The 21,811-nt window shown below is 64.8% G+C and carries 20 protein-coding genes and 1 tRNA gene; 12 read left to right on the top strand and 9 right to left on the bottom strand.

Translation table 11 applies throughout. The annotated features are described in order from the left end of the window. Positions 1 to 2: 2 nt before the first annotated feature. Entirely contained in the window at positions 3 to 902 is a 900-nt protein-coding gene (locus tag FQ775_RS18900) for a pyruvate, phosphate dikinase/phosphoenolpyruvate synthase regulator (protein ID WP_206064905.1), read from the bottom strand. A 324-nt stretch (positions 903 to 1,226) separates the two neighbouring features. Between FQ775_RS18900 and hemE the strand changes: the two genes are divergently transcribed. The 8 genes from hemE to FQ775_RS18860 all read left to right on the top strand — a co-directional run bounded on the left by hemE (position 1,227) and on the right by FQ775_RS18860 (position 10,092). Beyond that, the gene (hemE, locus tag FQ775_RS18895; RefSeq protein ID WP_146300484.1) at positions 1,227 to 2,255 is read left to right on the top strand and encodes a uroporphyrinogen decarboxylase; all 1,029 of its coding nucleotides are present in this window, start codon (positions 1,227 to 1,229) and stop codon (positions 2,253 to 2,255) included. Beyond that, positions 2,252 to 2,785, top strand: coding sequence for a protoporphyrinogen oxidase HemJ (hemJ, locus tag FQ775_RS18890; protein ID WP_146300483.1), 534 nt, complete (start codon positions 2,252 to 2,254; stop codon positions 2,783 to 2,785). The genes hemE and hemJ overlap by 4 nt, the downstream gene beginning before the upstream one ends. Before the next feature lie 146 nt (positions 2,786 to 2,931). Then, positions 2,932 to 4,197, top strand: a complete 1,266-nt coding sequence (gene rho / locus FQ775_RS18885; protein WP_146300482.1) for a transcription termination factor Rho — start codon at positions 2,932 to 2,934, stop codon at positions 4,195 to 4,197. Between the two features lie 172 nt (positions 4,198 to 4,369). Next, on the top strand, positions 4,370 to 5,704 hold the full coding sequence (gene mnmE, locus FQ775_RS18880; protein WP_146300481.1) for a tRNA uridine-5-carboxymethylaminomethyl(34) synthesis GTPase MnmE: 1,335 nt from the start codon (positions 4,370 to 4,372) through the stop codon (positions 5,702 to 5,704). A gap of 168 nt (positions 5,705 to 5,872) precedes the next feature. Then, complete coding sequence (gene mnmG / locus FQ775_RS18875) at positions 5,873 to 7,744, top strand: tRNA uridine-5-carboxymethylaminomethyl(34) synthesis enzyme MnmG (RefSeq protein ID WP_146300480.1); 1,872 nt, start codon at positions 5,873 to 5,875, stop codon at positions 7,742 to 7,744. Next, positions 7,722 to 8,372: a 16S rRNA (guanine(527)-N(7))-methyltransferase RsmG gene (gene rsmG / locus FQ775_RS18870; RefSeq protein WP_146300479.1), complete on the top strand. Its 651-nt coding sequence runs from the start codon at positions 7,722 to 7,724 to the stop codon at positions 8,370 to 8,372. Before mnmG ends, rsmG begins: the two co-directional genes overlap by 23 nt. A gap of 25 nt (positions 8,373 to 8,397) precedes the next feature. After that, the gene (locus tag FQ775_RS18865; protein ID WP_146300478.1) at positions 8,398 to 9,189 is read left to right on the top strand and encodes a ParA family protein; all 792 of its coding nucleotides are present in this window, start codon (positions 8,398 to 8,400) and stop codon (positions 9,187 to 9,189) included. A 39-nt stretch (positions 9,190 to 9,228) separates the two neighbouring features. After that, positions 9,229 to 10,092: a ParB/RepB/Spo0J family partition protein gene (locus FQ775_RS18860; protein ID WP_146300477.1), complete on the top strand. Its 864-nt coding sequence runs from the start codon at positions 9,229 to 9,231 to the stop codon at positions 10,090 to 10,092. 18 nt (positions 10,093 to 10,110) lie between these two features. Here FQ775_RS18860 and holA read toward each other — a convergent pair whose 3' ends face one another. The 5 genes from holA to FQ775_RS18835 all read right to left on the bottom strand — a co-directional run bounded on the left by holA (position 10,111) and on the right by FQ775_RS18835 (position 13,228). After that, a complete protein-coding gene (gene holA, locus FQ775_RS18855) occupies positions 10,111 to 11,148 on the bottom strand; it encodes a DNA polymerase III subunit delta (protein ID WP_146300476.1) in 1,038 nt (345 codons plus the stop codon). A 95-nt stretch (positions 11,149 to 11,243) separates the two neighbouring features. Continuing rightward, positions 11,244 to 11,678 (bottom strand): DUF1284 domain-containing protein, encoded by a 435-nt coding sequence (locus FQ775_RS18850; RefSeq protein ID WP_146300475.1) that lies wholly within the window; start codon positions 11,676 to 11,678, stop codon positions 11,244 to 11,246. Next, on the bottom strand, positions 11,675 to 12,253 hold the full coding sequence (locus FQ775_RS18845; protein ID WP_349291487.1) for a biotin transporter BioY: 579 nt from the start codon (positions 12,251 to 12,253) through the stop codon (positions 11,675 to 11,677). Before FQ775_RS18845 ends, FQ775_RS18850 begins: the two co-directional genes overlap by 4 nt. 98 nt (positions 12,254 to 12,351) lie before the next feature. Continuing rightward, complete coding sequence (locus FQ775_RS18840) at positions 12,352 to 13,014, bottom strand: GntR family transcriptional regulator (protein ID WP_146300474.1); 663 nt, start codon at positions 13,012 to 13,014, stop codon at positions 12,352 to 12,354. Between the two features lie 139 nt (positions 13,015 to 13,153). Continuing rightward, positions 13,154 to 13,228: transfer RNA gene (locus FQ775_RS18835), tRNA-Gly, on the bottom strand. A gap of 264 nt (positions 13,229 to 13,492) precedes the next feature. Here FQ775_RS18835 and FQ775_RS18830 point away from each other — a divergent pair. The 4 genes from FQ775_RS18830 (at position 13,493) to FQ775_RS18815 (ending at position 15,965) form a co-directional block, all read left to right on the top strand. Continuing rightward, the gene (locus tag FQ775_RS18830; protein WP_146300473.1) at positions 13,493 to 14,011 is read left to right on the top strand and encodes a prolyl-tRNA synthetase associated domain-containing protein; all 519 of its coding nucleotides are present in this window, start codon (positions 13,493 to 13,495) and stop codon (positions 14,009 to 14,011) included. 26 nt (positions 14,012 to 14,037) lie between these two features. After that, positions 14,038 to 14,994, top strand: coding sequence for a thioredoxin (gene trxA / locus FQ775_RS18825; protein ID WP_146300472.1), 957 nt, complete (start codon positions 14,038 to 14,040; stop codon positions 14,992 to 14,994). Positions 14,995 to 15,058: 64 nt separating this feature from the next. Continuing rightward, positions 15,059 to 15,733 carry an LON peptidase substrate-binding domain-containing protein gene (locus FQ775_RS18820; RefSeq protein WP_146300471.1) on the top strand — a complete coding sequence of 225 codons (675 nt, stop codon included), beginning with the start codon at positions 15,059 to 15,061 and terminating at the stop codon, positions 15,731 to 15,733. A 7-nt stretch (positions 15,734 to 15,740) separates the two neighbouring features. Then, positions 15,741 to 15,965, top strand: coding sequence for a Trm112 family protein (locus FQ775_RS18815; protein ID WP_146300470.1), 225 nt, complete (start codon positions 15,741 to 15,743; stop codon positions 15,963 to 15,965). A gap of 27 nt (positions 15,966 to 15,992) precedes the next feature. On the opposite strand, the gene FQ775_RS18810 is transcribed toward FQ775_RS18815, so the two are convergent. The 3 genes from FQ775_RS18810 to FQ775_RS24035 are packed head-to-tail and all read right to left on the bottom strand — an operon-like array spanning position 15,993 to position 21,728. Further along, entirely contained in the window at positions 15,993 to 19,355 is a 3,363-nt protein-coding gene (locus FQ775_RS18810) for an error-prone DNA polymerase (protein ID WP_146300469.1), read from the bottom strand. Then, the gene (locus FQ775_RS18805; RefSeq protein WP_246730175.1) at positions 19,352 to 20,806 is read right to left on the bottom strand and encodes a Y-family DNA polymerase; all 1,455 of its coding nucleotides are present in this window, start codon (positions 20,804 to 20,806) and stop codon (positions 19,352 to 19,354) included. Before FQ775_RS18805 ends, FQ775_RS18810 begins: the two co-directional genes overlap by 4 nt. Beyond that, positions 20,751 to 21,728 carry an ImuA family protein gene (locus FQ775_RS24035; protein WP_246730174.1) on the bottom strand — a complete coding sequence of 326 codons (978 nt, stop codon included), beginning with the start codon at positions 21,726 to 21,728 and terminating at the stop codon, positions 20,751 to 20,753. The genes FQ775_RS18805 and FQ775_RS24035 overlap by 56 nt, the downstream gene beginning before the upstream one ends. Positions 21,729 to 21,811 lie beyond the last annotated feature (83 nt).

The raw sequence follows: 21,811 nt of genomic DNA, 5'->3' as shown, positions 1-21,811 counted from the left end.
AGCTAGCGGCTGCGCGTGCGCAAGGCAAGGATCGCGGCCGCGGTTTCCTCGATTGAGCGGCGGCTGACATCGATCATCGGCCAGCCATTCCTGGTGCAGATCTGCCGCGCATAGCCGAGTTCCTGCATGATCTGGGCACGATCGGCATAAAGTTCGGCGTCATAACCGGGCGTGGAGCCGAGCAGCCGGTGCTGGCGGACGTGTGAAATGCGTTCGGCGGAAGCCACAAGACCGACGATCAGCGGCTTTCTGGCTCTCGTCAGGCTTTCCGGTATCGAAACACCGAGAACGATCGGCACATTGGCGGTCTTGATGCCGCGATTGGCGAGGTAGATGCTGGTCGGGGTCTTGGAGGTGCGCGAGATGCCGACGAGGACGACGTCGGCCTCGTCGATGTCGGCCGGCAACTGGCCGTCATCGTGCTCCATGGTGAAGTTGAGCGCATCGATGCGGCGGAAATAGTCGGCATCCAAGGCATGCTGGGCGCCGACACGGCGCCCGGCCGGCGCGCCGAGATAGGACTGGAACACCGACAGCACCGGCTCGAGCACAGAGACGCAGGGCAGGCCCATGGCCGCGCAGCGTTCGTCGATGGTGCGCGCCAGCGTCTGGTCGACCACGGTATAAAGCACGATGCCGGGCTCAGCATCGATTTCGTCGAGCACGGCGGCCAGCTGCCGCTCGGTGCGGATCAGCGGATAGATATGCTCTACCGCACGGGCGTCCTTGTATTGCGCCGACGCGGCGCGTCCGGCGGCAAGCAGCGTCTCGCCTGTGGCGTCGGAGATCAGGTGCAGGTGGAAAAAGCTCTGGGGTTTATTCACAGGTGGGGCCGAGTATTCCCGGGTTGTGTGGAAATCTGGCGGCGAATGCCGGCCGCTCGCGACCGGACTGTAGCAGATGGCGCTTCATCCACAATGAGGCCACCTGTCGACAAGAGTCCGCTGTTGTTGAGTGCTGAGTGCCTGGCCGGGCACTTTCCACATGCCTGTCGGGGCCTGCGCGATGAGTTGTAAGCCTATCCTATTGTTTAGTTAAATCTTTTTCCAGTTATCCCCGATATGAACCTTTGCTTGGCTACAGAGACCGAATCCCGCCAGCCGGCAGCTTCCCAGCATCGATTGGGGACAATGGCCAATTCCCGCTTTCACCAGAGTCATAGAAAAAGAAAAATTCCTTTCAGGAATCTCTTTCTTTATTGAAGCCCTCGACTGAGAGGTTCCGACATGGGCAATGAACGCCGGCTGATCCGTGTTCTGAGAGGCGAAAGCCTGTCGCCAGCGCCGATCTGGCTCATGAGACAGGCTGGGCGGTACCTGCCCGAATACCGGCAATTGCGGAAACAGGCCGGGAGCTTCCTCGACCTCTGCTACAATCCCGATCTGGCGGTGGAGGTGACGCTGCAGCCGATCCGACGGTTCGGGTTCGATGCGGCTATCCTGTTTTCGGACATTCTGGTGGTCCCGCATGCGCTCGGGCGCGATCTGCGCTTCGAGGAAGGTGTCGGGCCATTGATGACGCCAATCGATGCGGCCGGCATTGCGGCCATCGAACGTGCGTCGTTCCACGAGCGGCTGGCGCCGGTCTACGAGACCGTCGGGCGGCTGCGCAAAGAGTTGCCACGGGAGACGGCTCTGATCGGCTTCTGCGGCGCGCCGTGGACGGTGGCGACCTATATGATCGCCGGGCGGGGCACGCCGGACCAGGCGCCGGCGAGGCTGTTTGCCTATTCGCAGCGCGAAGCCTTCGAGGCACTGATCGCATCGCTGGCCGAGGTTTCTGCCGAGTATCTGCTGAAACAGATCGAGGCTGGCGCGGATGCGGTCCAGATTTTCGATTCCTGGGCGGGCGTCCTCGGCGAGGCCGAGTTCGAGGCATTCTGCGCAAAACCGGTGGCGGCGATGGTGGCGCGAATCAGGGAACGCCATCCCGATGTCCCGGTGATCGGCTTTCCGAAAGGGGCTGGCAGCCTCTACAACGGTTACCGGCAGGCAACCGGCGTCAGTGCATTGGGGCTCGACTGGTCGGTGCCGATGTCGCAGGCAGTGCGGCTTCAGAGACAGGGCGCGGTTCAGGGCAATCTCGATCCGCTGCGGCTGGTTGCCGGCGGCGACGCGTTGCGGCAGGGCGTCGATGCTGTCCTCGAGGCGCTTTCGGGTGGTCCTCTGGTCTTCAATCTTGGCCATGGTATTACGCCGGAGACACCGATCGGGCATGTCGAGGAGATGATCGCGCGGGTACGGGGGCAGACATGAGCAGCAATGGCGAGCGCACGGTTACGTCGCCGGTCGTTCGAGCGGTTGTCGCGTTGCTGATCCTGGGCGGCCTGACGGCGATGGTGTTCGCGGTCGACCTTTCGCGGTTCTATCTCTGGATCAAGGCCTTGCACGTGGTCGCGGTGATCGCCTGGATGGCCGGCATGCTCTATCTGCCGCGGCTCTTCGTTTATCACTGCGATGCGGAAGCGGGCTCGGTTCAGTCCGAGACCTTCAAGGTGATGGAACGGCGGTTGCTGCGCGCCATCATCAACCCGGCGATGATGGTGACCTGGGTGCTGGGCCTCTGGATGGCCTGGCAAGGGTTCGGGTTCTCGGGCGGCTGGTTGCACGCCAAGATCGCGCTGGTGATCGCGATGTCGGCCATGCATGGTTATTTCTCGGCGGCGGTGCGGCGTTTTGCCGAAGACCGGAACGAGAAACCGGCGCGGCACTGGCGGATGATGAACGAGGTGCCGACGGTGCTGATGATCGCCATCGTGGTTCTGGTGATCGTCAAGCCGTTCTGATTGCCAAAGCCTGCTTGCGCTTTTATATGGGAGGCGATAAGGAACGATCCTTCCCTCCCCCGACAGCGCAGCCGCACAGCATTCGATCCCTGCCGCCGGCGTCGTCGCTCACGCTCTTTCCCCTCTCCGCCTTTCGAGCTCGCATCATGCAGGAAATGAAACTCCAGGACCTCAAGAACAAGAAGCCGACCGATCTGATCGCTTTTGCCGAGTCGCTCGAGGTCGAGAACGCCAGCGTCATGCGCAAGCAGGAACTGATGTTCGCCATTCTCAAGAAGCTGGCGACGCAGGACGTCGAGATCATCGGCGAGGGCGTGGTCGAGGTGCTGCAGGACGGTTTCGGCTTCCTGCGGTCGGCCAATGCGAACTATCTTCCGGGTCCCGACGACATCTACATCTCGCCGTCGCAGATCCGGCGCTTCTCGCTCAAGACCGGAGATACGGTCGAGGGGCCGATTCGCAGCCCAAAGGAAGGCGAGCGCTATTTCGCGCTGCTGAAGGTCAGCACGATCAATTTCGAGGATCCGGAGAAGATCCGGCACAAGATTCACTTCGACAATCTGACGCCGCTTTATCCGAACGAGCGGATCCGGATGGAGATCGACAACCCGACGTCGAAGGACATCTCGTCGCGCGTCATCGATCTGGTGGCGCCGCTTGGCAAGGGACAGCGCGCGCTGATCGTGGCGCAGCCGCGAACCGGCAAGACGGTGCTTCTGCAGAACATTGCGCATTCGATCACGACCAACCATCCGGAATGCTTCCTGATCGTGCTGCTCATCGACGAGCGGCCGGAAGAGGTGACCGACATGCAGCGCTCGGTGGATGGCGAGGTGGTGTCCTCGACATTCGACGAACCGGCGGCGCGTCACGTGCAGGTTGCGGAGATCGTGATCGAGAAGGCCAAGCGCCTGGTCGAGCACGGCCGCGACGTTGTCATCCTGCTCGATTCGATCACCCGGCTGGGGCGCGCCTACAACACCGTGGTGCCCTCTTCCGGCAAGGTGCTGACCGGTGGTGTCGACGCGAATGCGCTGCAAAGGCCGAAGCGTTTCTTCGGTGCGGCGCGCAATATCGAAGAGGGAGGTTCGCTGACGATCATCGCCACTGCGCTGATCGACACCGGCAGCCGGATGGACGAGGTCATCTTCGAGGAGTTCAAGGGTACCGGCAACTCCGAGATCGTGCTGGACCGCAAGGTGGCGGACAAGCGCATCTTCCCGGCGATCGACATCCTCAAATCGGGCACGCGCAAGGAAGACCTGCTCATCGCGCGCCAGGATCTGCAGAAGATCTTCGTGCTGCGCCGCATCCTTTCGCCGATGGGAACCACGGATGCGATCGAGTTCCTGATCGACAAGCTCAAGCAGACGAAGAGCAATTCGGACTTTTTCGACTCCATGAATACCTGATCGAGCGAAGCAGGGCCGACAAGGCTCGATTCGACTCCGAAAGGAACCGCCGCTCGTGAACGGGGACGGCAAGGCGCGATAACCGATTCGCATCCGGAACGGCCGTCGGGTATTTCGTGTCGTGCGGCGGCGGTGACGTTTCGGCGTTGTGGCCACCAGGTGCCGACCGCGAATGACAGCCAGCCCTTTCAGCGACACCATCTACGCCCATTCAAGCGGCGCGCTTCCCAGCGGTGTGGCGGTGATCCGGCTCTCGGGGCCCGACGTCCGTGCGGTACTCAAGGGAGTAACCGGGACGGACGTCGCGCCCAGGAAAATGCGCCATACGCGATTTCGTAGCCAGGACGGGGAGCTGATCGACAGCGGGCTCGTGGTGTATTTCGCGGCGCCGGCGAGCTTCACGGGCGAAGATTGCGGCGAGTTGCACCTGCATGGTGGCCGCGCGGTGGTCGCGGCGATGCTGGCGGAACTTGCTCGGTGGACAAACCTGCGGGCGGCGGAAGCGGGTGAATTCACGCGCCGAGCGCTTGCGAACGGCAAGGTCGACCTACTTCACGCCGAGGCACTCGCCGATCTGATCGATGCCGAGACGGAGGCGCAGCGACGCTTTGCGCTCGACAATGCCGACGGGCGACACAGCGCTCTTTATGTCGGCTGGCGCGAACGCATCCTGAGAGCGAGGGCCCTGATCGAAGCAGAACTCGACTTTTCCGACGAAGGTGACGTGGCGGGCGGCGTGGCGGCCGGCGCGTGGGCTGATATCCGCTTGCTGGCAGATGAGGTCGAGCGCCATCTGGCGGGGTACCACCAGGCGGAAATCATTCGCGAAGGTTTCAGGGTGGCGATCCTGGGCGCGCCGAACGCCGGCAAGTCGAGCTTGCTCAATGCCCTGGCGCGGCGGGATGTGGCGATCGTTTCCGAAGAACCCGGAACGACACGCGATGTCGTACAGGTGGAGCTCGACCTGCGGGGATTGAAAGTCGTGTTTTCGGATACGGCGGGGCTCAGGGAAGAAGCCGGCACAGTCGAACGGGAAGGAATGCGCCGCGCGTTGGCGGCCGCACGTGATGCCGATCTGGTTCTGTGGCTGAGCGACCTGACAGGAACGGGTATCGATACCGCTCGGGAAGCGGCGCCGAAACATCTCCACGTTGGGACAAAGCTCGACCGGCTTGGGAACGAGCGTAGCGTTCGACCTTCGACGGATGTCGACATATCGGTGGTCAATGGGGCTGGTCTCGATACGCTGCTTGGCTTGATACAAGGAGCGGCGGCGGGAGCGGCGAATCACGGGGGACAGCTCGTGCCGTTTACGGCGCGGCACAGGGACGAGCTGGCGAGGGGCCTGGCGGCGCTTCGGGAAGCGGAAACGAATGACGGGCTCGGTACGGAGTTGCGTGCGGAGGAGCTGCGGATTGCCTCCGGAGCTTTCGGTCGGATCACGGGCGTGATTGATGTCGAGGATGTGCTCGGAGCGGTCTTTTCCCGCTTCTGCATCGGGAAATGATTCACGTGAAACAGCAAGCATGGCAGCACGGAGCAAGCGATTCACGTGAAACACGGGCAAAACCCGGGCAAGAACCCGGGCCAAGCGTTTCACGTGAAACATTCTTTCGCGATTTCTTGACAAACACCGTTGGCCGGCGCATCTGACCGCCGGTCAGGGAGTTGAACAGTGAAGACCTCTTTCGACGTGATCGTGATTGGCGGCGGGCATGCCGGCTGCGAAGCGGCCGCTGCCGCGGCGCGGGCCGGGACCGAGACCGCGTTGATCACGTTGCAACGCGAGAAGATCGGCGTGATGTCCTGCAATCCGGCCATTGGGGGGTTGGGCAAGGGGCACCTGGTGCGCGAAATCGATGCGCTAGACGGCTTGATGGGGCGCGTAGCCGATGAGGCCGGGATCCAGTTTCGCATGCTCAATCGCCGCAAGGGGCCGGCAGTTCGCGGTCCGCGCACACAGGCCGATCGCAAGCTCTATCGCCTGGCCATGCAGGCGGCGATCGCGCATCAGGAGCGCCTGAGCGTCATTGAGGACGAGGTCGTAAATGTCAGCGTTCACGATGGCGCACTGACCGGCATCGAACTGGCGAGCGGCAGGGTCCTGCAATGTGGCGCGGCAGTGCTAACGACAGGGACCTTCCTGGGTGGGCTGATCCATATCGGGGAGCGGCGAATCGCAGCGGGGCGCATGAATGAGAAGGCCAGCTACGGGCTGTCGCGGCTCCTGCGCGAAGCGGGGTTCGCGGTCGGCCGCCTGAAGACGGGGACGCCACCGCGCCTCGATGGCCGGACAATCGACTGGTCGGGGCTGGACATGCAGGCGGCGGATGACGATCCGGTGCCGTTTTCATTCCTGAGCAAGGGCATTCGGCAGCCGCAGATCGAATGTGGCATTACCCGGACAACGGCGCGGACGCACGCCGTGATTCGCGAGAACCTGCATCGGTCGGCGATGTATTCGGGACAGATCGATAGCGTCGGGCCGCGTTACTGCCCGTCAATTGAAGACAAGGTGGTCAAGTTCGGCGATCGGGGCGGGCACCAGATTTTCCTGGAACCGGAAGGCCTCGACGACCCGACGATCTATCCGAACGGGATCTCGACATCCCTGCCGGAGGATGTGCAGGCAACGCTTCTTGCGACGATCCCGGGCCTGGAGAAGGCCACCATTTTGCAGCCTGGCTACGCGATCGAGTACGACCATGTCGACCCGCGGGAATTGCGGGCGACGTTGGAGACACGGCGTATCAAGGGTCTGTTCCTTGCCGGGCAGATCAACGGCACGACGGGATATGAAGAGGCGGCTGGGCAGGGATTGGTGGCCGGCATCAACGCGGCACGCAAGGCAGGCGGCGAGGAGCAGGTGACGTTCAGCCGGACGGAGTCGTATATCGGTGTGATGATAGACGACCTCGTGACCCGCGGGGTGAGCGAGCCGTACCGGATGTTCACCTCGCGAGCGGAGTTCCGGCTCGCGCTTCGCGCCGACAACGCCGACCAGCGCCTTACACCGCGCGGGATCGAGCTCGGGATCGTCTCAAGGGAGCGCTGCGCCTCGTTCAGTGCCAAGATGAGGGCTGTCGACCGAGCACGCGAGCTGCTGCGCTCCGTCTCGATCAGCCCGTCGGCTGCTGCAGCGCGCGGCCTGGCCATCAATCAGGATGGTGTGCGCCGAACCGCCTATGAGCTGCTTTCCTATCCGGAGCAAAGTGTGGAAGTGCTGACCGAGCTGTGGCCGGAGTTGAAGGACATCGGCCAGGTGGAAGCTGAGTTGCTGGAGACGGAGGCGCGCTACGCTGTCTATCTCGATCGCCAGGCCGCTGATGTCGCGTTGATGAAACGCGAGGAATCGCTGCGGATCCCGGAGAGCTTCAGCTACGGGGATATTCCCGGGTTGTCGAACGAGTTGAAGCAGAAGCTTGCCGCGCGCCGTCCCACATCGGTCGCCGAGGCCTTGCGCATCGATGGCATGACGCCGGCGGCCATGGCCATCGTGGTTGCCCGACTAAGGAACTCTGGGCATGGCGGTCGCAGTGCCGCCTGACGATTTCGACCGCCTGTGTACAGTCGCCGGTCCGGTTTCACGTGAAACATATGGCAGGTTGCGTGCCTTCGAGCGCCAGTTCGAGAAATGGGCGGCGCGTATCAATCTGGCTGCTCCGTCGACGCTGGGCGATATCTGGACGCGGCATATTCTCGACAGCGCTCAGCTCCTGCCGCTGGCGCCCGAAGGGCGGAGCTGGGTTGACCTGGGGTCGGGGGGCGGCTTCCCCGGCGCGGTACTGGCGATCCTGTTGCAGGGGCGGTCCGGGGTCTCCGTGATGCTGGTGGAAAGCAACCGCAAGAAGGCGGCTTTCCTGCAGAACGTGCTGGCCGAGCTGGCGCCCGGCGCCCGGGTCGTAGCGCGGCGAATCGAGGAAGCGACAAGATCCAGCGCCGCACCCGATATCGTTACGGCGCGTGCGCTGGCGCCTCTCGACCGGCTGTTGCAGCTTGCAGAACCGTGGCTGGCCGCAGGGTCACGAGCCTTGTTTCACAAAGGCCGCGATAGCGGTGAAGAAATCAAAGTAGTGCATGACACGTGGAATCTCGATCTGGTAGAACATCGAAGCGCCATCGATGAGCATAGCGTGATCCTGGAAATCACGCGGGCAAGCCGCCGACAGGCGTGATCCGGCAACGGGATTTCTGATAAAGATGCTCAGCGCTCCACGTATCATCACCATCGCAAACCAGAAGGGTGGCGTCGGCAAGACGACCACGGCCATCAATTTGGCGACCGCGCTGGCGGCGATCGGCGAACGCGTGCTGATCGTCGATCTCGACCCGCAAGGCAATGCCAGCACTGGGCTGGGCATCGACCGCCATGACCGCCTTACCTCGGCCTATGAGGTGCTCACCGGCGAGGCCTCGATCGAGGAAGCGGCCATGCGGACGGCAGTGCCGCAGCTTGCCATCGTTCCGTCGACCCTCGACCTGCTTGGCGTCGAGATGGAGATTGCAGGCGCGTCTGACCGGGCCCTGCGGCTGCGCAAGGCGCTTCGCGACACCCGCCCCGGCGCCTATTCCTACATTCTGGTCGACTGCCCGCCGTCGCTCAACCTGCTGACCATCAATGCGATGGCGGCAGCCGATTCGGTGCTTGTGCCGCTGCAATGCGAGTTCTTCGCCCTCGAAGGCCTGAGCCAGCTGCTGGAGACCGTCGAGCAAGTGCGCGCCGGAATCAATCCGGGGCTCGACATTCAGGGTATCGTGCTGACCATGTATGACGGGCGCAACAACCTCGCCAATCAGGTCGTCGACGACGTTCGCGAGCATATGGGCGACAAGGTCTACCAGACCGTCATTCCGCGCAACGTTCGCGTTTCCGAAGCGCCATCCTACGGCAAGCCGGCCATTCTCTACGATCTCAAATGTGCCGGCAGTCAGGCCTATCTGCAGCTGGCCTCGGAGGTCATCCGGCGCGAGCGCCGCCTGCGGGCAGCCTAGAATTGATTCACGAGCGAAACGATGTCGGGACGGCAAACCATGAATGAGGATCAATCCAAGCGGCGGCTGGGGCGGGGGCTCGCAGCGCTGATTGGCGAGATTGACAAGCCGGCCGCGGCGGAAGCGCCGGAGCAGCCGGACCGCGTCGTTCCGGTCGAGTTCCTGACCGCCAACCCGCGCAATCCGCGGCGGCAGTTTCCGGAAGCAGACCTTGTCGACCTGTCGCAGTCGATCCGCGAGCACGGCATCGTGCAGCCGATCCTGGTACGACCCAAGGGCGACCAGTTCGAGATCATCGCCGGCGAACGGCGCTGGCGCGCGGCGCAGCGAGCCGGACTCGACAAGGTTCCGGTGCTGGTCCGCGAGGTCGACGACCGAACCGCACTCGAGCTGGCCATCATCGAGAACGTGCAGCGCGCGGATCTCAACCCGCTCGAGGAAGCAGCGGGCTACCAGCAGCTGATCGACGAGCATCAATACACACAGGCCGATCTCGCCAGGGTGATAGGCAAGAGCCGCAGCCACGTCGCCAACACTTTGCGGCTGATGAAGCTGCCGGATGTGATCAAGGACATGCTGGTCGACGGATCGCTGTCGGCTGGCCACGGCCGCACGCTGGTCTCGGCCGAAAACCCGGCAGCACTGGCCCGCAAGATCGTCGACGAGGGCCTTTCAGTTCGTCAGGCTGAAGCGCTGGTGCAGGCGCCGGAAACGAAAAGCGCAAAGACGCCGAGGGAAACGACGGACAAGGACGCCGACACGCAAGCGCTGGAGCGGCTGCTTTCCGACGTCACCGGGCTGGCCGTTTCGATCCAGCACCGCGAAAAGGGCGGACAGGTGAAGATCACCTACAAGACGCTGGAACAGCTTGACGAAGTCTGCCGGCGCCTGCAGAATCACTGATCATTAGCCGGCGAATTTTCAGCGAGCGCGGGCCGAAAACCGGCAAAGCGACAGCAGCAGCTGTCGGGTCAGGCTGGCCGCCAACTCGGGCTGCTGGCGGGTTTGCAGGACGGTTGCCTGCAACCTCGCAAGCGCCTCGGTAAGGGCACCGGCGCTCCAGCGCGCCAACGCCGTTTCCATGACCGCGCGGCGGGCAAAGAAGATCGGCGGGCGGGCACTCGCCACGACGGCGCCCGGCTTGCGACCCGATCTCTCCATCTCGTCGCGCAGCGCCGACAGTGTCTGGAACTGGCGCATCGCCGCCGACAGCATCAGGAAGGGCGGTGTGCCTGCGGCCAGCAGCCGGCGCACCTGCCGGTCCATCTCGGCGCCGCTTCCGGCCAGCACGCAGTCGACCACATCGTCGGTCGAGGTCGCCGAAACGTCGCCCACGGATTCACGAATGTCGGCGACGGAGATCTCGCCGCCGCCCTGGCAATAAAGCATGAGCTTTTCCAGCTCGCCGCGGCTTGCGAGCCTGTCGCCGCCGAGGATGCCGCGCAGATAGTGGCGCGCGTCCGGCCCGATGGTGAGCCCGGCCTTCTGGAGTTCGCCATCGACAAGCTGGTCGAGGTTGCGTCCCTCGTCGGCATAGCAGGGCAGGGCCATGGCGGCGGTCGCCTGCTCGGCCGCCATGCGCAGCGGCGCATTCTTTCTCAGTTCGCCGGCCTCGATCAGGAGGACCACGTCGTCCAGGGCGTTCTTCGCCAGATCGGTGACGGCATCGGCGAGGAACTTCTGGGTACCGGCGTTGCGTAACCACACGAGCCGCTTGCCGCCGAAGAGCGGACGCGTGGCGATCTCGTCGAACAGGCGGCCCGGGTCGGTCTCGATGTCTGAGATGTCGAACTTGGCGACGGCGAACGGATCGTCGAGCGGCAGGCCGGTTGCAGCGGCGAAGGCGCTGGCGCGTTCGCTCACCATGCCGCGGTCGGGACCGTAGAGCAGAATGACGCAGAAAGCCGGGTCGGGTCTGGCCAGCCATCGGCCGACCTCATGTGCCTTTTTCTGCGCCATGAGCGACGGCTAGCACAGCGGCGCGTCCGCCGCATCCGCAATTCCTTGGGGCGTGACGTCTTTTCTCAGTGGTGCAAGTTCGATCCGGCCCGCACTTACGTCGCGGTGCCGGCCGCGATTCGGACCTCTGCGTAACCGTCGCCGGCGATCGAGCTGCACAATGGTGCCCAGGCGCAGCCGGTGCAGGCCCGGCGAATGGCCCCCCGCGCGAATGCCTCTCGCATGTGGACAAGTGTCGCGTCGTCCAGAACCAGTCGTTCGCCGACGGCTACGGGGCGGGAAAGCAACTCGGCCAGCGTCTCGGCGGCCTGCCGGTCACGCCTGACGACATTTGCGCCGTGGCAATGCGGATCAGCATCCGCCAGAAGAGGCGCGCAGATGTCGTCGGGGCCGGAGACGAGGACGACGTCCTCGCCTCCGGCGATCCGCCCGGCAATCGTGTCGTAATTGGCGACGAAGGCCGGATTGTAGCCCTTGCCGGCATAGGTGAGGATGCAGAGCAGATGATGCGCGCGCAGGCGGACCGTCACGCCTTTCCTTTGCGGGCAAGGACCATGAGCGTCGCGGCGGCCAGCGCCGACTTCAGCGCGTCGCCGAGGAGGAAGGGCAAGACGCCGGCGGCGATCGCCTTTTCGACGCCGACAAAGCCCGAAAGCCACGCCGCGCCCATGGCCAGGCAGATGGCGCTCGCCGTGAGCATGGCGAGCAGGGCGAGAAGAGGACGGTGGCCGTTCCAGCCGCGCTCGACCAGCCAGCCAACCAGCGCAGTGATCAGCGGCCAGGCGATGATGTAGCCGGCGGTCGGCCCGGCGAAGACGGCGAGGCCGCCGGTCCCGCCGGCCAGCACCGGCATGCCGATGGCCGCCTGGCCCAGCCAGGCAAGCACCGTCAAGGTGCCCATCCGCCAGCCATAAAGCGCCGCGACGGCGAGGATCGCGTAGGTCTGCATCGTCACCGGCACCGGGTACATCGGCACTATGACGTAGGACGACAGCGTCAACACGATGGTGCCGAGCACCACGGCGGCGATCTGGATGCCCAATGACCGGCTTTCGAGCCGCAACGGGCTGCGGGACTGGCTGAGCATGGCGGCGGACTGGCTCAAGGGACTTCCTTTCAAAAATAATCTATAATCTTTGGCTTGCATCTATCAAAAAGCCACAACTCGACTGCCGGTGCAAGCACGCGGTGCTTCGCGTCCGGTCAGCCTATGATGGCAAAGGCGTCGCGGGTCGCGCCGGACGCTGTCTTGAACGGCCGCTTGCCGATGCGCTGAACATGACGCGCCAGGATCGCGGCGGCATGGTCGACATCGCCCTGCCGAAGTGCCGCAAGGATCGCGCGGTGGTCCTGGTCGGTGCGGACCTCCCAGTCCGAGCGCCACGCCGTGAACAGAAACCGCGCGCTCGCCAGGTGCAGGTCGTCGATCGCGGCAAGCAATCGCGGCATGCGGCAAGGGGCCAGTATCGTGGTGTGGAAGTGACGGTTGGCATCCTCCCATGAGCGGATATCAGCGGCGGTCTCGCCAAGATGATTGGCCTCCTCGGCGTCGTCGAGGATCGCTCGGGTGAGATGTGGCGCGGCCTGGCGCAGCGCCAAACCTTCAAGAGCGGCCCGCATTTCGGCAACCTCGCGGACCTCGCCGATGTCGAAGGTGGCGACCCGCACGCCGCGCCGCGGCTCGCTGACGGCGAGGCCCTGCGCCTCGAGGCGGCGGAACGCCTCCCGCACGGGGACATGGCTGGTGCCGAATTCCTCGGCGATATGGTCCTGCCGCAACCTGGATCCAGGCTCGAGCCGTCCTGAGACGATCCGCTCGGCGAGGCTGTGGGCAATTTGCGCGGCGCGCGTGTCTTTTGTGCTCATGTTTATAGATAATTTGCAGGCACGGCGATGTCGATGACCCTTTCCGCGAAGGGTTCGTTTGGCTGCCGCCCTGCGCGCGCCAAGACAGCAAAAAGGCCCGGATACCCCGAGCCCTAAGCCATTCAAATCTAGGGAATTCTGGAGCGGGCGAAGGGATTCGAACCCTCGACCCCAACCTTGGCAAGGTTGTGCTCTACCCCTGAGCTACACCCGCTCGCGCGGCACGCTGTGCCGCAAGCCGCGCCTATATGACCGAAACGCAATCCGAATGCAACAGGGAATTCCGGAGCGAAAGTGACGTGCGCGAGGCTGCCTGCATTGGCGGTTCCGGCGCGATCCTGCGGCAGCCGCGTGCCCACGCAGCGCGGTGGCGAGCGATGCGCGGGCAGGTCTCCGGCGGTCGCCAGGCAACTGCACCCGGCTTGCCGCGAAGGCACGGTATGGCATAGACACGTCCGCAGACCGAACAGAGGCGCGAATGTCAGCCACGACCACCCCCGACGATCTTCTTGCCTTCCTGGAGCGGCTCGGCATTTCGGTGTCGACGGTGAAGCACCCGCCGCTCAACACGGTTACCGAATCGCAGGCGCTGCGCGGCGAGCTTGCCGGCGGCCACACCAAGAACCTGTTTCTCAAGGACAAGAAGAGCCAGTACTTCCTGGTCACCGTCGGCGAGGAGGCGGAGGTCGACCTCAAGGCGCTGCATCGCCTGATCGGCGCATCGGGCCGGGTCTCGTTCGGCAGTGCCGAGGCGCTCATGGAGCTGCTGGGGGTCAGACCCGGCGCCGTGACGGCCTTCGGCGTCATCAACGATCGGGACAAGCGCGTGAAGGTCGTTCTCGATGCCTCGCTGCTGGGCCACGAGGTGATAAACTGCCATCCGCTGACCAATGACGCGACGACGCAGATCGCGCGCGACGATCTCCTGCGCTTCCTGAAGGAGACCGGGCACGAGCCGGCGATCTTGAACGTCAGCGGCGGATCGCCACATTTGTGAACCATGACCAAGCGAGAGAGACAGGCATGAGCGCGAAGGACAACCCGTTCGCAGGCCCGGCCGGCGGCTACAAGACCGAGATTTCGTTCGAGGCGCCGGGAGCCGGCATGACGGCCGCCGAGCAGGATCTTGTCCGCGACACCACAACCGCCAGCTTTACCGCCGATGTCATCCAGGAATCGCGCAACCAGCCGGTGCTGGTCGATTTCTGGGCGCCGTGGTGCGGCCCGTGCAAACAGCTGACGCCGCTGCTGGAGAAGGCGGTCAGAGAGGCGCGGGGCGCGGTCAAGCTCGTCAAGATGAACATCGACGAACATCCCTCGATTGCCGGACAGCTAGGCGTGCAATCGATCCCGGCGGTAATCGCCTTTCGCGACGGCCAGCCGGTCGACGGTTTCATGGGCGCGGTCCCGGAAAGCCAGATCCGGGAGTTCATACAGCGGCTCGGCGGGACCGGCGACGCGACCGAGGCGGCGCTCGAACAGGCCCGCGAAGCCGCCGCTGCCGGGGATGCGAACCTTGCGGCCCAGATCTATTCGGCGGTCCTGGCGCAGGCGCCCGACAACGTGGCGGCGATTGCCGGCATGGCCGGCCTTCTGCTCGACCAGGGAGATACGGAACGGGCACGGGAGCTGGCGGCACAGGTGCCAGATACCGACACAAGCGCGGAAATTGCCGGCGTGAGGGCGCGCATCGCGCTCGCCGACGAGATGAGCCAGCTTGGCGATCCGGAGGAGTTCAAGCGGCGACTGGCCGCCGATCCGAACGATCACGAGGCGCGCTTCGAACTCGCCAAGATCCAGAATGCGATGGGTGATCGCGAGGGCGCGGCGGACAGCCTGCTTTACATCGTCGGCAAGGATCGCGGCTGGAACGACGACGCTGCCCGTGCGCAATTGCTGACCTTCTTCGAGGCCTGGGGCCTTACCGACGAGGTGACGCTGTCGGCGCGGAGAAAGCTTTCCTCGATGCTGTTTTCCTAGGCCGTTCGTGTCCTAGATACGTCAGGGCCGGAGAAGGCGCGGCAAGGGAGTTGAGGAGACAGACGTGCAGGCCGGGAATGCCCATTACAACAAGGCTGACGACCTGCCGCAGTCGATCCCGGTGTTTCCGCTTGCGGCGGCCCTGCTGCTGCCGGGCGGCCGGTTGCCGCTCAACATCTTCGAGCCGCGCTATCTCCAGATGGTCGACGACGCGCTGGGACGCGATCGCCTGATCGGCATGGTGCAGCCGCGCCTCGATGGCGGGCTGAAGGCCAATGGCGAACCGGAGCTCTGCCAGGTGGGGTGTCTCGGCCGGCTTACCTCCTTCGCCGAAACCGGTGACGGCCGCTACCTGATCTCGCTGCAGGGGATCGTGCGGTTTCGGGTACTTGAAGAACTCGGGGGCCGCTGCGCCTATCGGCGTTGCCGGGTAGCGCCGTTCGCGAGTGACTTCGGCGAGGACGAAGACGAGGCGGCGGCCGTCGACCGCAAGGCGCTCTTGAAGACGTTCAAGGCCTATCTGGACGCCAACGGCCTGGAGGCAGACTGGGACAGTATCCGCAAGGCCGAGAATGCGACCCTGGTCAACGCGCTGTCGATGATGTCGCCTTACGGGGCGAGCGAGAAACAGGCGCTGCTGGAGGCGCCCGACCTGAAGACGCGCGCCGAGACGCTGGTCGCGATCACCGAGATGCTTCTGGCCCGAAACAGTGACGAAACCGGCAGCAGCCTGCAATGAGGCCCGGATGGTGACCAAGCAAGCCGATAATGCCGGCATCGACCGCAAGCTGCTGGAACTGCTGGCCTGTCCCTTGACCAAGGGACCGCTGACCTTCGATGCCGAACGATCGGAGCTGATCTCGCGCTCGGCCGAACTCGCCTATCCGGTGCGCGACGGCATTCCGATCATGCTGCCTTCGGAGGCGCGGCGGATCGGCGATGACGCGGCGCCGCCGTCGTCATCACGCTGACGGGGATCCCGAAAGCTTCTCACCACATTAGTGAAAATTGCGGCCTTTCGGCATCACCTGCCGGGTCTGCTCTGCCAACTCCCGATTTGCGGCAGCCGGGTTTGGCGGGACAAGCTTGTCCGCCGGCGAGGCAAGCCGGCGCCGTCCGGCGGTCGGAGACGGGGCCGATGGATCTTCCTGAAGAAGCACGCTCAGCCGGGGCGACAGATCTTCCAGGCTCTCCGCCACGATATGAATGACGCCCGATGCCGATTGCAGCCGGCCGCGCACCCGCACGAACCGCGCGCCGAGCACGATCGGCCGGAAACGTTCGAAAACCTTCGGCCAGACGATGATATTGGCGATGGCGCCCTCGTCTTCCAGTGTCATGAAGATGACGTTGCCCTTGCCGGGACGCTGGCGGACCAGGGTCAGCCCGGCCACGCTCACGCGCCGCCCGTTCGGCACGTCGGGCAGCCGAATGGCGGGCAGGACGCTCTCGGCGTCGAGGCGCGAGCGCAGAAACTGCGCCGGGTGTCCTTTGAGCGACAGCGCCAATGTGCGGTAATCGTGAAAAATGTGCTGGCCGGGCGGCATCGGCGGCAGCGAAATGTCCGGCTCCATGTCCCGGAGGCCGGCATCGGCGCGATCAAAGAGCGGCAGGCGTTCGGCCGCGCTCTTGTCGTCGAGCGCCTTGGCCGCCCATAGCGCATCGCGCCGGTCGAGACCGAGCGAGCGGAACACGTCGGCTTCGGCCAGACGGGCAATCACGCTGGCAGGGAGGCCGGAGCGCAGCCACAGGTCACGCACCGAATCATAACCCTGCCCCCGCCTCTCGACGAGCAGCTGGACGTCGCCTTCCGACAGGCCCTTGATGCGGCGAAAGCCGAGGCGAACCGCGTGGCCGGCCCGGATGACGCCGGTCATTTCCCTGTGCCGGCTTGCGATCTGCTTCGGATCGAAATTCGCTTCCTCCAGCGTGGAGTCCCAGAAGGACGCATTGATGTCGGCTGGCCGGACGTCGACGCCATGTTCGCGCGCGTCGCGCACCAGCTGCGCCGGCGCATAAAACCCCATGGGCTGGGAATTCAGGATCGCGGCGCAGAAGACGTCCGGGTAGAAGGTCTTGAACCAGCAGGAGGCATAGACCAGCAGCGCGAAGGAGGCGGCGTGGCTTTCCGGGAAGCCGTAATCGCCGAACCCTTCGATCTGCCTGAAACAGCGCTCGGCGAATTCCTGTTCGTAGCCTCTCGCCACCATGCCGCTGATCAGCTTTTCCCTGTAATTGTGGATGGTGCCGTTGCGCCGGAAGGTGGCCATGGCGCGGCGCAGCTGGTCGGCCTCGCTCGGGGTGAAACCGCCGGCGTCGATCGCGATCTTCATCGCCTGTTCCTGGAACAGCGGCACGCCCTTGGTTCTTTCCAGGATGCGCCTCATTTCCGGGCTCGGATAGACGATCGGCTCCTTGCCTTCTCGGCGGCGCAGATAGGGATGCACCATGTCGCCCTGGATCGGGCCGGGACGCACGATCGCCACCTCGATGACCAGATCGTAGAACGCGCGCGGCCTGAGCCGCGGCAGCATCGACATCTGCGCGCGGGATTCGATCTGGAAGACACCCAGCGTGTCGGCACGGCAGATCATGTCGTAGACGCGAGAATCCTCCTTCGGAATCGTGGCCAGCGTCAGCGGAAGCCCGAAATCGTCCTTTTCCTCCGGGTAATGCTGTTCCAGAAGTTTGAAGGCGCGCCGCAGGCACGACAGCATGCCGAGCGCCAGCACGTCGACCTTGATCAGCCCGATCGCATCGAGGTCGTCCTTGTCCCATTCGACCATCTTGCGCTCGTCCATCGCCGTCTTGATGATAGGCACGATCTCGTCGAGCCGATCCTTGGTGATGACGAAACCGCCGACATGCTGCGAGAGATGACGTGGAAAGCCCATGATCTCATTGGCCCGTTCCATGACATGCCGCGTGACGGCGTCGTTTCCGGCGAGGCCGCCGGCCTTTGCTTCCCTGTCGGTAAGCTGGGAGGCCGACCAGCCCCAGATCGAACCCGATAGTGCCGACTGGACGTCCTCCGAAAGCCCCATGGCCTTGGCCACCTCGCGCATCGCCGAGCGGCCGCGGTAGGTGACCACCGAAGCGGCCAGGGCTGTCCGCGTTTCGCTGTATTTCTTGTAGATATAGGCGATGACCTCGTCGCGCCGTTCGTGCTCGAAATCGACGTCGATATCGGGCGGCTCGTCGCGTTCGGTCGAGACAAAACGCTCGAAAAGCAGATCCGTCAGCGTCGGATCGACCTCGGTGATGCCCAGGCAGTAGCAGATGACGGAATTGGCGGCCGAGCCACGCCCCTGGCAAAGAATCTGCCGGGATTTGGCGTATTCGACGATGTCGCGCACAGTGAGGAAATAGCGCGCATAGTTCTTTTGAGCGACGATCGCCAACTCATGCCGGATCTTGTCGGCAAGGCCGTCCGGAAGACCTTTCGGGTAGCGCTTGACGGCGCCTTCCCAGGTCAGCTGCCGCAGTTCAACCTGCGGATCGACGCCGGGCGTCGAGGTTTCTTCCGGATAGTTGTGGCTCAACTCCCGCAGCGAGAATTTCAGCCTTTCGGCAAAGCGGACGGTTTCGGCCAGGGCGTCCGGGTGCCTGTTGAACAGCCGCGCCATTTCCGCCGGCGGCTTCAGGTGGCGTTCGGCATTGGCGACGAGCGCGAAACCGGCCTGTGCGACCGTCGTATTGAGGCGGATCGCCGTCATAACATCCTGCAGCGGACGTCGCTCGGATGCATGATAAAGCACGTCATTGATCGCCATCAGCGGCACGCCGGCTTTGGCCGCCATGCTTGCGGCCTGCTCGATCCGGAAGCGGTCATTGCCGCCATAGGACGGTGCGACGGCGAGCCAGACCGAAGCCTCGAAACGATCGCGAAGCCGATGCAGGAGTTCAAGTTCGCGCGTTGCGTCCGCGGCAAGCCGCGGGATCATCGCCAGGGAAATGTGCCTTCCCCATTCGAAGAGATCATCGCGATAGACCAGCGGCGCGCCCTTTTCACTGTCGGGGCGCATATTGGCCCGGGTCAGCAGGCGGCACAGATGGCCCCAGCCCTGCCGGTCCTGCGGATAGGCGAGCATGTCGGGTGTTTCGTCGGCAAACACCAGCCGGCAACCGGGATAGAAGTCGATCCGGGTCGGAGCGGCCGTTTCGGAAAGCTTGATGTGCTTGGACTGGCTCCATGCCCGCACGACGCCCGCCACCGTGTTGCGGTCGGCAAGGCCGACGGCGGCATGGCCGAGAAACTTGGCCGCGACCACCAGCTCTTCCGGCCGCGAGGCGCCGCGCAGGAAGGAGAAATTCGACTGCACGGCGAACTCGACATAAGAGGGGGCAGGAAAAGTGTTCATGCAAAAATCCCATGCATGAACCAGCGCGGCATGGTCTCCGCAGCGTAAAAGCCCTGCCGGAAGAGCCAGTAGCGGCGGCCGCCATCATCCTCGATGCGGAAGTAGTCGCGCGTCGGTGTCTCGTGCGGTTCGCGCCACCATTCCGGCGCTATGCGCTCCGGCCCCTCGGAGCGGATGACACGATGGACCGCGCGGCGCCAGCGGAAACGCAGCGGCGGCCCCTCGGGCACTTCGGCGGCGACGACCTCGACCGGTTCGGGACGGGCAAAAAGCCGGATCGGGCGCTCAGCCTCGCCAGCGGCCGGCGCCGGCAGCGATGGCCCGGCGCCGGCCGAGCGGTGAAGGGCGGGCGCAAGGGCGGCGGCGCACTCGGGAAGATGGCTTTCGGCAAGAACGGGCCGCAGAAGCGCCTTCTCGCCGAGCCGGGCACGGATACGGTCGGAAAAAAGCGCCAGATCCGCGTCGTCGTCGTTTCTTTCGCCGGCAAGATCGGTCTGCGTGAGCGCGAAGGGCGAGGCTTTCAGGACCGACAGCCGCACCAGTTCGAACCCGTAACCGGCGTCGATCCTGTCTTCGAGCGCGGTGAGCCGTTCCTTGAACAGATGCTCGATCAGGAGCGGATCCCGCAAGGGGCGCGAGGCGCCAACGGCAAGGCGGTTCATCATGCCGTCGACCCGGAAAAGGGCGAGCTGGAGGGCATGGGCGCCCTCGCCGCGGCGCTCGAGCTCGCCCCGCAGGGTCCGGGCCAGCATTCCGACGAGCTGGAGGACGTCGCCGGTGTGCAGGATCGGCTCGGCCAGATGCCGCTCGACCGAAAGCGGCGGGACGGGCAGGCGCGGGGTGATCGCCTCCTCGATGCGGCCAAGGGCCTGGTCGAGCCGCGTCACGAGCGTGGCGCCGAAGCGGCGGACAAGCGGTGCGCGCGGCGCGGTCATGATGGCGCCCACGGTCCTGAGCCCGACGCTCTCCAGGCTCGCCCGGGTCGCAGGCTCGATGCGCAGCGCGGCCAGCGGGAGCGGCGCCATGGCCCCGGTTTCCTCGCCGGGCGTGACGATCCCCCGGTCCAGGAAGCGCGCCGCCGCCCAGGCCATGCCGGGGTTCGACCCGAGCCCGGCACGCACGTCGAAGCCCTGCTGGAAAAGACGCGCCAGAACATCCTCCAGCATACGTTTCTCATTGCCGAAGAGATGGACGCAGCCGGTGATGTCGAGGAACAGGCCGTCGCTGCCTTCAAGCGCGACGAGCGGCGTATAGCGGTCACACCAGTCGGCAAGGCTTTCCAGCAGGCGGCGGTCGGCCTGTGGCGCCTCCTCGACAATCTCGACATCGGGATGCATGGCGCGGGCATCGGCAATGCCGATGCCCCGCTTCAGGCCGCGTGCTTCGGCATGCTCGTCAAGCGCTGCGATGCGCTGGGTGTTGTTTTCGCGATGGCTGACCAGAAGCGGCATGCGCCGGGTCTGCGGGCCGCAGCGCCATGACCGTCCCTGTCTTTGCCGGATGATCCTGTCGGTGGCCAGATGTGGGAACCAGAGCGCCAGTATCCTCTGGCCGGATTTCGCGGAAACGGATGTCATCGGGGCTCCACTCCAGGATGAACCGTCCGGCATGGGCGGTTCGGCTTTTGGTGACGGTGACGGCAAAGGCCGCATGGCCGATCGAGCCCGCCAGCGGTCCCGCCAGTGTCGAACGCAGCGCGGCCGGCGCGGGCGAAACGGCAAGGCGGACGGGCGCTGCCGTCGGTGCCGCGCCGGCAGCCTCGCGGATCAGGAAGACAGGGCGACTTGCCGCCTGCGCCCGGCGGTGAAGGCGCCTGGTCGCGGTCAGGTCGAGACGCGCCGGGTGGCCGCGCATCTCCAGGATGATGGCCGCGAAAGCCTGCTGGCGTGTGGCCTCTTCGGCAATCCAGAGCGCATCCCTGGGATCGTTGGGGGCGCAGACCATGAGGCCGTCGGGTGCGAACCCGAAAGGGCGCCGCAGGCCGGGGAGATAGGGCAGACCCGCTTCCCGGAAGATATCCTCCGTGCCGATCCAGCACACCGCGCCCGATCCCGCGGCAGGACCGGCATTGCGCAAAAGTCCGGCAAGGCAGAGGACGAAACCCGCCACCGCACCGGCATTGCGCGTTTCAGTTCCATGAAATTCGGTCAGGGACGCCCGCGGCAACCCCTCGCCCAGAGCCGCATCGAAGCCGGGCACGCCGGTTCGCACAAAGGCCGGCATGCTTGTAGCCGCGCGCCGGGCGGCGGGGCCATGGCGCAGGACAAGGCCGTCTTCGGGCGCCGCCAGCCTCTCCGGAAGGACGCCTTCGATCCTCGCAATCTCGCTGCGCAAGGCAAAAACGACCTCGCGCGCCGCGGCGGACGTCGCCATGGCCTGAACTTCCGTACATTTGTTCCTGTTATGTTCTTATGGATTCCAGAGCCCGAACCAAGAGTCAAGCAGCCTGGAGGAGA

It is taken from the genome of Nitratireductor mangrovi (genome assembly GCF_007922615.2).
In the GTDB taxonomy this organism is placed as follows: Bacteria; Pseudomonadota; Alphaproteobacteria; order Rhizobiales; family Rhizobiaceae; genus Mangrovimarina; species Mangrovimarina mangrovi.
The sequence above is the reverse complement of the archived record's forward strand: the minus strand, read 5'-3'. Positions and strand labels throughout refer to the sequence as shown.